The sequence below is a fragment of the Streptomyces sp. SID5643 genome, from assembly GCF_009872555.1.
GTDB lineage: Bacteria > Actinomycetota > Actinomycetes > Streptomycetales > Streptomycetaceae > Streptomyces > Streptomyces iakyrus.
This window is the reverse complement of record NZ_WWIC01000235.1, coordinates 1-12,344: the sequence shown is the minus strand read 5'-3', so window position 1 is coordinate 12,344 and position 12,344 is coordinate 1. Positions and strand designations below refer to the sequence as shown.

The 12,344-nt window shown below is 68.9% G+C and carries 11 protein-coding genes, 1 rRNA gene and 2 pseudogenes; 4 read left to right on the top strand and 10 right to left on the bottom strand.

Annotation, left to right across the window (positions count from 1 at the left end; genetic code table 11):
- From GTY56_RS26230 to thyX, 4 genes are all read right to left on the bottom strand, one after another.
- Positions 1 to 175, bottom strand: a 16S ribosomal RNA gene (locus GTY56_RS26230); the annotation flags it as partial.
- A gap of 504 nt (positions 176 to 679) precedes the next feature.
- Positions 680 to 2,365, bottom strand: coding sequence for a ribonuclease J (locus GTY56_RS26225; RefSeq protein WP_033313012.1), 1,686 nt, complete (start codon positions 2,363 to 2,365; stop codon positions 680 to 682).
- 155 nt (positions 2,366 to 2,520) lie between these two features.
- Positions 2,521 to 3,420 carry a 4-hydroxy-tetrahydrodipicolinate synthase gene (gene dapA, locus GTY56_RS26220; protein ID WP_161367784.1) on the bottom strand — a complete coding sequence of 300 codons (900 nt, stop codon included), beginning with the start codon at positions 3,418 to 3,420 and terminating at the stop codon, positions 2,521 to 2,523.
- Positions 3,421 to 3,632: 212 nt separating this feature from the next.
- Positions 3,633 to 4,373, bottom strand: a complete 741-nt coding sequence (gene thyX / locus GTY56_RS26215) for an FAD-dependent thymidylate synthase (protein ID WP_161367783.1) — start codon at positions 4,371 to 4,373, stop codon at positions 3,633 to 3,635.
- A 176-nt stretch (positions 4,374 to 4,549) separates the two neighbouring features.
- On the opposite strand from thyX, the gene GTY56_RS26210 reads away from it, so the two are divergent.
- Together GTY56_RS26210 and GTY56_RS26205 are read left to right on the top strand one after the other, a co-directional pair.
- A complete protein-coding gene (locus tag GTY56_RS26210; RefSeq protein WP_107459137.1) occupies positions 4,550 to 4,789 on the top strand; it encodes a hypothetical protein in 240 nt (79 codons plus the stop codon).
- A 112-nt stretch (positions 4,790 to 4,901) separates the two neighbouring features.
- Positions 4,902 to 5,450 (top strand): SCO5741 family PH domain-containing membrane protein, encoded by a 549-nt coding sequence (locus tag GTY56_RS26205; RefSeq protein WP_161367782.1) that lies wholly within the window; start codon positions 4,902 to 4,904, stop codon positions 5,448 to 5,450.
- Between the two features lie 75 nt (positions 5,451 to 5,525).
- Here GTY56_RS26205 and GTY56_RS26200 read toward each other — a convergent pair whose 3' ends face one another.
- The 5 genes from GTY56_RS26200 to rpsO form a co-directional block, all read right to left on the bottom strand.
- Entirely contained in the window at positions 5,526 to 5,981 is a 456-nt protein-coding gene (locus GTY56_RS26200; RefSeq protein ID WP_062929404.1) for a tetratricopeptide repeat protein, read from the bottom strand.
- A gap of 13 nt (positions 5,982 to 5,994) precedes the next feature.
- The gene (gene dapB, locus GTY56_RS26195; RefSeq protein WP_161367781.1) at positions 5,995 to 6,747 is read right to left on the bottom strand and encodes a 4-hydroxy-tetrahydrodipicolinate reductase; all 753 of its coding nucleotides are present in this window, start codon (positions 6,745 to 6,747) and stop codon (positions 5,995 to 5,997) included.
- Positions 6,748 to 6,789: 42 nt separating this feature from the next.
- Complete coding sequence (locus tag GTY56_RS26190) at positions 6,790 to 8,169, bottom strand: insulinase family protein (RefSeq protein ID WP_161367780.1); 1,380 nt, start codon at positions 8,167 to 8,169, stop codon at positions 6,790 to 6,792.
- Positions 8,166 to 10,382, bottom strand: coding sequence for a polyribonucleotide nucleotidyltransferase (locus GTY56_RS26185; RefSeq protein WP_161367779.1), 2,217 nt, complete (start codon positions 10,380 to 10,382; stop codon positions 8,166 to 8,168). Before GTY56_RS26185 ends, GTY56_RS26190 begins: the two co-directional genes overlap by 4 nt.
- A gap of 286 nt (positions 10,383 to 10,668) precedes the next feature.
- Complete coding sequence (rpsO, locus tag GTY56_RS26180) at positions 10,669 to 10,956, bottom strand: 30S ribosomal protein S15 (protein ID WP_003993372.1); 288 nt, start codon at positions 10,954 to 10,956, stop codon at positions 10,669 to 10,671.
- A 266-nt stretch (positions 10,957 to 11,222) separates the two neighbouring features.
- Here rpsO and GTY56_RS26175 point away from each other — a divergent pair, with 266 nt between their 5' ends.
- Positions 11,223 to 11,519: a DUF397 domain-containing protein gene (locus GTY56_RS26175; protein ID WP_161367778.1), complete on the top strand. Its 297-nt coding sequence runs from the start codon at positions 11,223 to 11,225 to the stop codon at positions 11,517 to 11,519.
- Between the two features lie 424 nt (positions 11,520 to 11,943).
- Positions 11,944 to 12,057: pseudogene (locus GTY56_RS41650) on the top strand (hypothetical protein); the annotation flags it as partial.
- 23 nt (positions 12,058 to 12,080) lie between these two features.
- On the opposite strand, the pseudogene GTY56_RS41645 reads toward GTY56_RS41650, so the two are convergent.
- Positions 12,081 to 12,344, bottom strand: a pseudogene (locus tag GTY56_RS41645) (hypothetical protein); the annotation flags it as partial.

Sequence of the window (12,344 nt, the reverse complement as noted above, 5' to 3'; positions counted from 1 at the left end):
CAGTATCCGGTATTAGACCCCGTTTCCAGGGCTTGTCCCAGAGTGCAGGGCAGATTGCCCACGTGTTACTCACCCGTTCGCCACTAATCCCCACCGAAGTGGTTCATCGTTCGACTTGCATGTGTTAAGCACGCCGCCAGCGTTCGTCCTGAGCCAGGATCAAACTCTCCGTGAATGTGTACCGGTAATCCGGTGCAACACCACGAGAGCGGAACAGTCAGGCGGAATAGGCCCGACCGTTCACAGCGTCCTCGCTGTGTTATTTCAAAGGAACCTCGACCATCGGTTGTCCGATGGACGGGGTATCAACATATCTGGCGTTGACTTTTGGCACGCTGTTGAGTTCTCAAGGAACGGTCGCTTCCTTTGTACTCACCCTCTCGGGCTTTCCTCCGGGCGCTTCCCTTCGGTCTTGCGTTTCCGACTCTATCAGATCTTTTCTCGATCCGATTTCCTCGGTGCTTTCCAGGTTCCCGCTTCCGCGTTTCCCTTTCCGGCGGTTCCGACTTTATCAGAAGTTCTGAGTCGGATTTCCCTCCCCGGCCGGGCATGGTCCCTGGTGCCTGAGTTGGCCCGGGTGCCCCGTCGGGAGGAGTTGTAAACCTACTGGAGCGGGGCGCCTCGATGCAAATCGAGGCGCCCCGCTCCCAGTTGGCGTCGGCTCAGACCCGACGGGCCGTCAGACCTCCACGACCACAGGCAGGATCATCGGGCGGCGGCGGTAGGTGTCCGAGACCCACTTGCCCAGCGTGCGGCGTACGAGCTGCTGGAGCTGGTGGGGTTCGACCACGCCGTCCTGGGCGGAGCGTTCGAGTACCTCCGTGATCCTGGGGATCACGTCAGCGAAGGCGGAGTCCTCGATTCCGGAGCCCCGGGCCTGGATGTGCGGGCCGCCGGTGATCTTCCCGGTGGACGAGTCGATGACCAGGAAGACGGAGATGATGCCCTCGTCACCGAGGATCCTGCGGTCCTTCAGGGCCGGCTCGCCCACATCGCCGACCGAGAGACCGTCGACGTAGACGTAGCCCGCCTGGACCTTGCCGGAGATCTTGGCCTTGCCCTCGATGAGGTCGACGGCGACGCCGTCCTCGGCGATGACGATGCGGTCGTGCGGGACGCCGGTCAGGGCGCCCAGCTCGGCGTTGGCGCGCAGGTGGCGCCATTCGCCGTGCACCGGCATCAGGTTCTTCGGGCGGCAGATGTTGTAGAAGTACAGCAGCTCGCCCGCGGAGGCGTGGCCGGAGACGTGGACCTTGGCGTTGCCCTTGTGGACGACGTTGGCGCCCCAGCGGGTGAGGCCGTTGATCACGCGGTAGACCGCGTTCTCGTTGCCGGGGATCAGGGACGACGCCAGGATCACCGTGTCGCCCTGCACGATGCGGATCTGGTGGTCGCGGTTGGCCATGCGGGACAGGGCCGCCATCGGTTCGCCCTGGGAGCCCGTGCAGACCAGGACCACCTCGCTGTCCGGGAGGTCGTCGAGCGTCTTGACGTCGACGACCAGGCCCGGGGGAACCCGCAGGTAGCCCAGGTCCCGGGCGATGCCCATGTTGCGGACCATGGAGCGGCCGACGAAGGCGACGCGGCGGCCGTACTCGTGCGCGGCGTCCAGGATCTGCTGGATGCGGTGCACGTGACTGGCGAAGCTCGCGACGATGATGCGCTTGCGGGCGCCCGCGAAGACCTGGCGCAGGACGTTGGAGATCTCCCGCTCGGGCGGGACGAAGCCCGGCACCTCGGCGTTCGTCGAATCCGAGAGGAGCAGGTCGATGCCCTCTTCGCTCAGGCGTGCGAATGCGTGGAGGTCCGTGAGCCGGCTGTCCAGCGGGAGCTGGTCCATCTTGAAGTCGCCGGTGTGGACCGCCATGCCCGCGGGGGTGCGGATGGCCACGGCCAGCGCGTCCGGGATGGAGTGGTTGACCGCGATGAACTCGCAGTCGAAGGGACCGATGCGCTCGCGGTGCCCCTCCGCCACCTCCAGCGTGTAGGGGCGGATGCGGTGCTCCTGGAGCTTGGCCTCGATGAGGGCGAGGGTCAGCTTGGAGCCGATCAGCGGGATGTCCGGCTTCTCGCGCAGGAGGAAGGGGACACCGCCGATGTGGTCCTCGTGGCCGTGCGTGAGCACGATGCCCTCGATGTCGTCGAGGCGGTCCCTGATGGACGAGAAGTCCGGCAGGATCAGGTCGATGCCGGGCTGCTCCTCCTCGGGGAAGAGCACTCCGCAGTCGACGATCAGGAGGCGGCCGCCGAATTCGAAGACCGTCATGTTCCGGCCGATTTCGCCGAGGCCGCCGAGCGGAGTGACGCGCAGGCCGCCCTCGGGGAGCGGCGGGGGCGTGCGGAGTTCGGGATGCGGATGACTCAAAAGACTCTCCTCACCACGCACGCCACGTACCGGTGGGGCACGTGGCGCGCGTGACGTTCGTGCAGAAGCAGTTGTCTGTGTGGGGTGTGCGGGCACCGGTGGCCCGCTTATTCAGTTGTGAAGCAGTTGCGCGGGGATCCGCGCGAAGTCTGATGTCAGAGCTGTACCCCGCCGGCGGCAAGATCGATCTTGAGTTGTTCGATCTCCTCGGGCGCGCACTCGACCATGGGGGCGCGCAGCGGCCCGGCGGGCAGTCCCTGCAAGGCGAGTGCCGCCTTGGTCGTCATCACGCCCTGGGTGCGGAACATACCCGTGTACACAGGGAGCAGCTGCTGGTGGATCTCGGTGGCCTTCTGGACGTCGCCCGAGGTGTACGCCTCGACCAGGGCGCGCAGCTCGGGGGTGACGACGTGGCCGACGACGGAGACGAAGCCGACCGCGCCGACCGAGAGCAGGGGCAGGTTCAGCATGTCGTCGCCGGAGTACCAGGCGAGGCCGGAGCGGGCGATGGCCCAGCTGGCGCGGCCGAGGTCGCCCTTGGCGTCCTTGTTGGCGACGATCCGCGGGTGCTCGGCGAGGCGGACGAGCGTCTCGGTGTTGATCGGGACGCCGCTGCGGCCGGGGATGTCGTAGAGCATCACCGGGAGGCCGGTGGTGTCGGCGACGGCCGTGAAGTGCCGGTAGAGGCCCTCCTGCGGGGGCTTGTTGTAGTACGGGGTCACGACGAGCAGGCCGTGCGCACCGGTGCGCTCCGCCGCTCGGGCGAGTTCCATGCTGTGGTGCGTGTCGTTGGTGCCGACTCCGGCCACCACGTGGGCGCGGTCTCCGACCGCCTCCAGGACCGCCCGTACGAGATCCGCTTTCTCCGCGTCGCTGGTGGTCGGGGACTCGCCGGTGGTGCCGTTGATGATCAGGCCGTCGTTGCCTGCGTCCACCAGGTGGGCGGCGAGCCGCTGCGCGCCGTCGAGGTCGAGTGCGCCGTCCGCCGTGAAGGGCGTGACCATGGCGGTGAGGACCCGCCCGAAGGGGGTCTGCGGAGTCGAGGTCGGAGCCATGGGTTACACGCTACTCGTTGCTCAGGACCGGGTCTGCCCGCGGGGCAGGTGACAAGTCGCGACAAAGGTGGAGCCCGGCACTGCCTGCTCGGGGGTTCAAGCAGTGCCGGACCCGTTTGATCAGGCTAGATGAACTTCTCCAAATGCCGCAATACGGACACTTCGCGCGGCTGAACCGTACATCTGTACCTGGCCGGGGGCCGGGGGGCCTGTTACGGCGCCACGCGTCCGTTCGCGTTGAAGGCGGCGTACGTGAGCGGCATGAGCCGGGACCACTCGGCCTCCAGCTTCTCGCCGACCATCTCGATCTCGCGCTGCGGGAAGGACGGGACCTTCGCCAGCTCGTGCTGGGTGCGCAGACCGAGGAAGTGCATCAGCGAGCGGGCGTTGCAGGTGGCGTACATCGACGAGTACAGGCCGACCGGGAGGACCGCCCGGGCCACCTCGCGGGCGACGCCCGCGGCGAGCATCTCCTGGTACGCCTCGTACGCCTGCCGGTACGAGTCCTCCATCACACGGCCGACGAGCTCCTGCTGGGCCTGGGTGCCCTCCACGAAGACGTACTTGCCCGGGCGGCCCTCCTGGACCAGCTTGCGGGACTCGTCCGGGACGTAGAAGACGGGCTGGAGCTCGCGGTAGCGGCCGCTCTCCTCGTTGTACGACCAGCCGACGCGGTGCCGCATGAACTCGCGGAAGACGAAGATCGGGGCGCTGATGAGGAAGGTCATCGAGTTGTGCTCGAAGGGACTGCCGTGCCGGTCCCGCATCAGATAGTTGATCAGGCCCTTGGAACGCTCGGGGTCCTTCTTCAGCTCGTCCAGGGACTGCTCGCCCAGGGTCGAGACACGGGCGGCGAAGAGGACGTCCGCGTCGGACGCGGTGTGCTTGACCAGCTCGACGGTGACATCGCTGCGGTAGCTGGGCTTGAGGTCGTCGGCGGGGGTGTCGGTCACGATTGGCAGGGCCTTCCCATCTCGTCGTGTGGCGACGCCACTCTACGGCCCGGCCAATTCAGTGCGATCGGTGGCGTGCCGCAATGAAGTTGGTGAAACAGGGCACCTCTGAGGGAGTTCGTTCGTCTCTACAGACGAAAGTGATCCGTTCCACCCTTGAAGGAGACGTACCCCTGATGTTCGGTCGGCGTGAACCCGTACCGTTTGCCTTCGTCGCCGAGGCCGACAGGTTCCGCAGCAATGTCACTCCCCCACCGCGCGAGCGGTCGTCCGTCGGTGAGGTGGCCGGCCGCTGGCTGCTGGGGCTCACCATCGTGGCGGGGCTCGTGGGGTCCCTGCTCATCGGGACTCCCGCGCTGACGCCCGACAAGACGGCTGATCAGCCTCAGCAGTCGCAGGCGTCCGAGAGGCGCTGAACCGCACCGCACCGGCGGTGACTCCATCCGGCCCCCCGACAGTGGTGACCGGGGACACAGATCGGTAGCCTCACCGGGCACAGCCCACGCATGGATCGAGTGAGGACCAGCCGTGCCCCTGCCCTTCCTGACGGCCGACCGCGTTTTCGAGGCAGCGGACGACGTTCCGTTGCCCTACGACGACCGTGACCGCTGGCGGCGGCCGTACCGGCCCGGGCCGTGGCGCGTCGCAGTCGCGGCGCTGGCGCTGCTGCTCGCCTCGTTCGTGCTGTTCGCGGCGGTCATCATCGCCGCGACGGCCGAACTGACGTCGGCCGGGGTCGTGTTCGCCCTCGCGCTGCTCGTCATCGCCGCGGCGCTGCGGCTGCTGCGCATGGGCGTGTGGGTCAGCGCCCGCGGGCTGCGGCACGTGGGTTTCCTCACGACGCGTACGGCGCCCTGGGCGCAGGTCGTCTCCGTGCGGACGGTGCAGCAGCCGGTGCGCTGGCTGGGGCTGCCGCGGACCGTGCAGGGGCAGGCGCTGCTGCTCGGACGTCAGGAAGCGGGCGGCATGCCGCCCCTGATGACGACGCACAACGCGGACTTCCTGGGCCGCGCGGTGGCTTTCGACCGGGCGGCGGACTCGGTCGAGGCGTGGGCCGAGGAGTACGGCCCGCGCTGACCTCACTCTTCTCATGCCGGCGGGGCCGGACCGTTCGTACGGTCCGGCCCCGCCGGCATGAGGAGAGGGTGCGGTTCAGGCCGCTTCGGGCTGCTTGCCGTCGTGCAGCGCGATCGCGCGCTGCATCGCCTTGCGGGCGCGCGGGGTGTCGCGGGCGTCGTGGTAGGCGACGGCGAGGCGGAACCAGGTGCGCCAGTCGTCGGGGGCGTCCTCCGTCTCGGCCTTGCGCCTGGCGAAGACCTCGTCGGCCGAGTCGCGGTCGATGCGCCCGCTGGGGGTGCGCCGCAGTTCGTCGACGGGCAGACCGCCCTCGGCGTCGAGTTCCGCGGCGAGTCGGCTCGCCTTGCGGGCGAACTGGGTGTTCTTCCACAGGAACCACAGACCGATGACCGGCAGGATCAGCACCGCGACACCGAAGGTGACGGTGAGGGGCGTGCCGGTCTCGATGAGCAGGACGCCGCGGCTGCCGACCAGGACGAAGTAGACGACCAGGACGGCGGCCGTGAGGGCGTAGGTGAGCTTCGCGCGCATGACGGTCAGAGACTCAGTTCAGGTCCAGGAAGTGTTCCAGGCCGAATGTCAGGCCCGGGGTGCTCACCACGCGGCGGGCGCCGAGCAGGATGCCCGGCATGAAGCTGCTGTGGTGGAGCGAGTCGTGGCGGATGGTCAGCGTCTCGCCCTCGCCGCCCAGCAGGACCTCCTGGTGAGCCAGCAGGCCGCGCAGGCGGACGGAGTGCACGGGGATGCCGTCGACGTCCGCGCCCCGCGCGCCGTCCAGGGCCGTCTCCGTGGCGTCCGGTGCCGGGGTGGCACCCGCCTCGGCACGAGCCGACGCGATGAGCTGGGCGGTGCGCGTAGCGGTGCCCGACGGGGCGTCGACCTTCTTCGGGTGGTGGAGCTCGATGACCTCCACCGACTCGAAGTACGGTGCCGCGATCTGCGCGAACTTCATGTTCAGTACGGCCCCGATGGAGAAGTTCGGCGCGATGAGCACACCCGTCTCCGGGGAGGCGGACAGCCAGCCGTCCAGCTGCGCGAGGCGCTCGTCGGTCCAGCCGGTGGTGCCGACGACCGTGTGGATGCCGTGGCCGACGCAGAACTCGAGGTTGGCCATGACCGAGTCGGGCGTGGTCAGTTCGACCGCGACCTGGGCGCCCGATTCGGTCAGGGTCTCCAGCTTGTCGCCCCGGCCGAGGGCGGCGACCAGTTCGAGGTCGTCGGCGGCTTCGACGGCTCGTACGGCTTCCGAGCCGATCCGGCCCTTGGCGCCGAGGACCGCCACGCGCAGCTTGCTCATCTCTTGTGCTTCCTTCACCAGGGATTGGTCAGGAGGGATTGGTCAGGCGACGGCGTCGTTCAGGCGGGCCGCCTGTTTGTCCTTCAGCGGGCCGATGACCGACAGGGAGGGCCGCCGTCCCAGGATCTCGCGGGCGACCTCGCGGACGTCGTCCGGGGTGACCGACGTTATCCGGGCCAGCATGTCGTCGACGGACATCTGCTCGCCCCAGCACAGCTCGCTCTTGCCGATACGGTTCATCAGCGCGCCGGTGTCCTCCAGGCCGAGGACCGTGGAGCCCCGGAGCTGGCCGATGGCCCGTGCGATCTCGTCGTCGGAGAGGCCGTGCTCGGCGACGTGGTCGAGTTCGTCGCGGCAGATCTTCAGCACGTCGTGCACCTGCGAGGGCCTGCAGCCGGCGTAGACGCCGAACAGGCCGCAGTCGGCGAAGCCGGATGTGTACGAGTACACGCTGTAGGCCAGGCCGCGCTTCTCGCGGACCTCCTGGAAGAGGCGGGAGGACATGCCGCCGCCGAGGGCGGTGTTCAGCACGCCCAGGGCCCAGCGCCGCTCGTCCGTGCGGGACAGGCCGGGCATGCCGAGCACGACGTGCGCCTGCTCGGTCTTGCGGTCGATCAGGTCGACGCGGCCCGCGGTGCGCAGGGCGCGCTTGCCGCTGCGCGGGGCGACGGGGTCGGCGGCCAGGTCCTTGAGGGCACCGGCCTTCTCGAAGGCGGTGCGGACCTGGCGTACGACCTTGGCGTGGTCGATGTTGCCGGCGCAGGCGACGACCAGGTGCGTGGGGTCGTAGTGCTTCTTGTAGAAGCGGCGGATGCGGTCGGCGGTGAGGGCGTTGACCGTGTCGACCGTGCCGAGGACCGGGCGGCCGAGGGGGTTGTCGCCGAACATCGTGTGCGCGAACAGGTCGTGCACGCAGTCGCCCGGGTCGTCCTCGGTCATGGCGATCTCTTCGAGGATCGCGCCGCGCTCGACGTTGACGTCCTCTTCGAGGATGAGGGAGCCCGTGAGCATGTCGCATACGACGTCGATGGCGAGCGGCAGGTCGGTGTCGAGCACGCGTGCGTAGTAGCACGTGTACTCCTTCGCCGTGAACGCGTTCATCTCGCCGCCGACGGCGTCCAGCGCGGCGGAGATGTCCAGGGCGGACCTGCGGCCGGTGCCCTTGAAGAGCAGGTGCTCCAGGTAGTGGGTGGCGCCGTTCAGGGCCGGGGTCTCGTCGCGGGAGCCGACGTGCGCCCAGATGCCGAAGGTCGCGGAGCGGACCGAGGGCAGGGTTTCGGTGACGATGCGCAGGCCGCCGGGGAGGGTGGTCTTGCGGACCGTGCCGATGCCGTTCTGGCCCTTGATGAGGGTTTGGGTACGGGCGACGGCCCGCGCCTCCGAGGAGGTGCGGGCCGTCGCCTGGAAGCCGCGGGACGTCACTTGTCGCCGTCGTCCTTCTTCTCGTCGTCTTCTTCGCCCTCGATGACCGGGATCAGGGAGAGCTTGCCGCGGGAGTCGATCTCGGCGATCTCGACCTGGACCTTGTGGCCCACACCGAGGACGTCCTCGACGTTCTCCACGCGCTTGCCGCCGGCCAGCTTGCGGATCTGCGAGATGTGCAGCAGACCGTCCTTGCCCGGGAGCAGCGACACGAACGCGCCGAAGGTGGTCGTCTTCACGACCGTGCCCAGGTAGCGCTCGCCGACCTCCGGCATGGTCGGGTTGGCGATGCCGTTGATCGTGGTGCGGGCGGCCTCGGCGGAGGGTCCGTCGACCGCGCCGATGTAGATCGTGCCGTCGTCCTCGATCGTGATGTCGGCGCCGGTGTCCTCCTGGATCTGGTTGATCATCTTGCCCTTGGGGCCGATGACCTCGCCGATCTTGTCCACGGGGATCTTGACGGTGATGATCCGCGGGGCGTTCGGGGACATCTCGTCCGGCGTGTCGATCGCTTCCATCATCACGTCGAGGATGTGGAGGCGGGCGTCACGGGCCTGCTTGAGGGCCGCGGCCAGGACGGAGGCCGGGATGCCGTCCAGCTTGGTGTCGAGCTGGAGGGCGGTCACGAAGTCCTTCGTGCCGGCGACCTTGAAGTCCATGTCGCCGAAGGCGTCCTCCGCACCGAGGATGTCGGTGAGGGTGACGTAGTGCGTCTCGCCCTCGATCTCCTGGGAGATCAGGCCCATGGCGATACCGGCGACGGGGGCCTTCAGCGGCACACCGGCGTTCAGCAGCGACATGGTGGAGGCGCAGACCGAGCCCATGGACGTCGAGCCGTTGGAGCTCAGCGCCTCGGAGACCTGACGGATCGCGTAGGGGAACTCCTCGCGCGTCGGCAGGACCGGCACGAGGGCGCGCTCGGCGAGGGCGCCGTGGCCGATCTCGCGGCGCTTGGGGGAGCCGACGCGGCCCGTCTCACCGGTGGAGTAGGGCGGGAAGTTGTAGTTGTGCATGTAGCGCTTGCGCGTCACCGGCGACAGGGTGTCCAGCTGCTGCTCCATGCGGAGCATGTTCAGGGTGGTGACGCCCAGGATCTGGGTCTCGCCACGCTCGAACACGGCGGAGCCGTGAACCCGCGGGATGGCCTCGACCTCGGCGGCCAGGGTGCGGATGTCGGTGACACCGCGGCCGTCGATGCGCTTCTTCTCCTTGATGACGCGCTCACGGACCAGGGTCTTGGTCAGCGAGCGGTACGCGGCGGAGATCTCCTTCTCGCGGCCCTCGAACTCCGGCAGGAGCTTCTCGGCAGCGAGCGCCTTGACGCGGTCCAGCTCGGACTCGCGCTCCTGCTTGCCGGCGATGGTCAGCGCGGAGGCGAGCTCCGGCTTGACGGCGGCGGTGAGCGCCTCCAGGACGTCGTCCTGGTAGTCGAGGAAGATCGGGAACTCGCCGGTCGGCTTGGCGGCCTTGGCGGCGAGGTCCGACTGGGCCTTGCAGAGCACCTTGATGAAGGGCTTCGAAGCCTCCAGACCGGCGGCCACGACCTCCTCGGTCGGCGCCTCGGCGCCGCCCTCGACCAGCTTGATGGTCTTCTCGGTGGCCTCGGCCTCGACCATCATGATCGCGACGTCGCCGTCCTCCAGGACGCGGCCCGCGACGACCATGTCGAACGCGGCGTCCTCAAGCTCGGTGTGCGTCGGGAAGGCGACCCACTGGCCGCGGATCAGCGCGACGCGGACGCCGCCGATCGGGCCGGAGAAGGGCAGGCCGGCCAGCTGCGTGGACGCCGAGGCCGCGTTGATCGCGACGACGTCGTACAGGTGGTCGGGGTTGAGCGCCATGATCGTGGCGACGACCTGGATCTCGTTGCGCAGGCCCTTCTTGAAGGACGGGCGCAGGGGGCGGTCGATCAGGCGGCAGGTGAGGATCGCGTCCTCGGAGGGACGGCCCTCACGGCGGAAGAAGCTGCCGGGGATCTTGCCGGCGGCGTACATCCGCTCCTCGACGTCCACCGTGAGGGGGAAGAAGTCGAGCTGGTCCTTGGGGTTCTTGGAGGCGGTGGTGGCCGACAGCACCATGGTGTCGTCGTCCAGGTACGCCACGGCGGAGCCGGCGGCCTGCTTGGCCAGGCGGCCCGTCTCGAAGCGGATGGTGCGGGTGCCGAAGGCGCCGTTGTCGATGACGGCCTCGGCGTAGTGGGTCTCGTTCTCCACTAGTGTTTTCTCCTCGTCCTCGTCTCCCGGCCCGTGTGGCAGGGGGACGGTTGCGGAGAAGCGCGCCGTGCTGTGCGGGCCGGTCTTCGATCGAAGCACCCGGGGTTCACTCTCCCGGGGGCCACTACCGAGGACCGGCGGCGGCTGGGTGCGCCCCTCCTCTTCTTGTCGTGCTGTGTCGTCCGTATGGCGTTGTGCTACCACACTACAAAGCAGTGGTGACACTCCGCACGTACAGCAAAGGGAGCGGCCCCCATTTCCCGGGAACCGCTCCCCTCACGGCGTCTTACTTGGCGCCCGCCGCACCGCGGCGGATGCCGAGGCGGTCGACCAGCGCGCGGAAGCGCTGGATGTCCTTCTTCGCCAGGTACTGGAGAAGGCGGCGACGCTGACCCACGAGGATCAGCAGACCACGGCGGGAGTGGTGGTCGTGCTTGTGGGTCTTGAGGTGCTCGGTCAGGTCCGAGATGCGGCGCGAGAGCATGGCGACCTGGACCTCGGGGGAGCCGGTGTCGCCCTCCTTCTGGCCGAACTCGGTGATGATCTGCTTCTTCGTAGCGGCGTCGAGCGGCACGCGTACTCCTCGTAGTCTGTGATGGCCACCGAGTGCCCCCGGTCTGTGTCTCGGGGGAGCTTCCATGACTCGGAAGGCGGGGATCCGCTGGGCGCGGCCTCCAGAGCGGCGCTCCGGGGGTGCGTACACAAACGGCCGTCGACCAGCGTACCAGGCGGCCGGGGTCCTCTTTGCCCTGGTCCTCCGAACCTCCCGGCCGGAGCGGAGGGGGCCACTAGGGTGAGCAGATTCGGATCGTTCGTACGTCGGGAAGGGGTCGCTGCGGCATGGCGGAGACGGCTGAGGAGATCAAGGCGCGCAAGGAGCGGGAGCGGGACGAGCTCTACGCCCTCGACATCTCCGGTGTCGAGTGGCACAGCGCGCCGGGCACCGAGGGGCACGAGGAGCGGGTCGAGATCGCCTACCTGCCCGAGGGGGCCGTGGCGATGCGGTCGTCGCTCGACCCGGAGACGGTGCTGCGCTACACGGAGGCGGAGTGGCGGGCGTTCGTGCTGGGGGCCCGGGACGGGGAGTTCGATCTTGAGCCGGGGGCCCGCGGCGGAGGACCTGACACCGGGCAGTAGGTGTCACGGTGGACGACGAGGGGTGAGCCGGTGAAACGGCCACCCCTCGTCGCATGTCTCCCACGCCTCAAGGCGACTGCTTCCTCATGACGTCAAGGCGACTGTTCCGCAAGGCGGTTCACGACTCTTCACACGTGTCGTCCTTTTTCTTCACCAAAATGCGTGCCGTATACGTCACTTCCGGGCACCTTCTGGGCAGGTTGTGACGCGGCGGACAGCTGCTCGGGGGTGGACGGGCCTGCCGTGGCGGGGCTTGTGGTGATTAGGCTGGGACGGGGCGCGCCGTCAGAACCCGTGGTGGGCGCGGGCGTCCCAGGGGGGAAGGCGGGGGAGCCTGTGGAGCGGACGACCTCGGACGACCTCGATACGCCTCAAACGACTTCGCACGACGTCGGACGACAAGCAAGGGTCGCCCCAGCACGGCATGAGGGTGCTCGACCACACCAGGAGGAACACTGTGAGCAGCGATCGGGACGGGATCCGCGGGGGCTGGGCGACACCCGGCGATGACCAGCCCGACGCGGAGTCCGCAGCGGAGGTGACGGGCGAGTTCACCATCGACTACGCGCCGCCGGCCTGGTACACGCAGAACGCCTCGGGCAACGCGAGCTCGGGGCGGGGGGCGGGGGCTTCCGAGGACTCCAGTGTTTCGGGGGCGCCCGGTTCCGGGCCGGGGGCTTCCGGTGCGCCCGGGAGTCCGGGGGCCGGCGGGGCTTCCGGTGCCCGCGGGGGTTCCGGAGCTGCGGGTGCCACCGGGACGCCCGGCGTGCCCGGGAGGCCGACGGGGCCGGTGCCGCCGCTGCCCGGGCTGACGCCGCCGCCGCA

Bases quoted from the DNA above. Each gene is read 5' to 3' on its own strand.
- dapA (WP_161367784.1), bottom strand. From the start codon at position 3,420: ATGGCTCCGACCTCGACTCCGCAGACCCCCTTCGGGCGGGTCCTCACC.
- GTY56_RS26210 (WP_107459137.1), top strand. From the start codon at position 4,550: ATGTTCGGTCGGCGTGAACCCGTACCGTTTGCCTTCGTCGCCGAGGCC.
- dapB (WP_161367781.1), bottom strand. From the start codon at position 6,747: ATGAGCAAGCTGCGCGTGGCGGTCCTCGGCGCCAAGGGCCGGATCGGC.
- GTY56_RS26175 (WP_161367778.1), top strand. From the start codon at position 11,223: ATGGCGGAGACGGCTGAGGAGATCAAGGCGCGCAAGGAGCGGGAGCGG.
- GTY56_RS26200 (WP_062929404.1), bottom strand. From the start codon at position 5,981: ATGCGCGCGAAGCTCACCTACGCCCTCACGGCCGCCGTCCTGGTCGTC.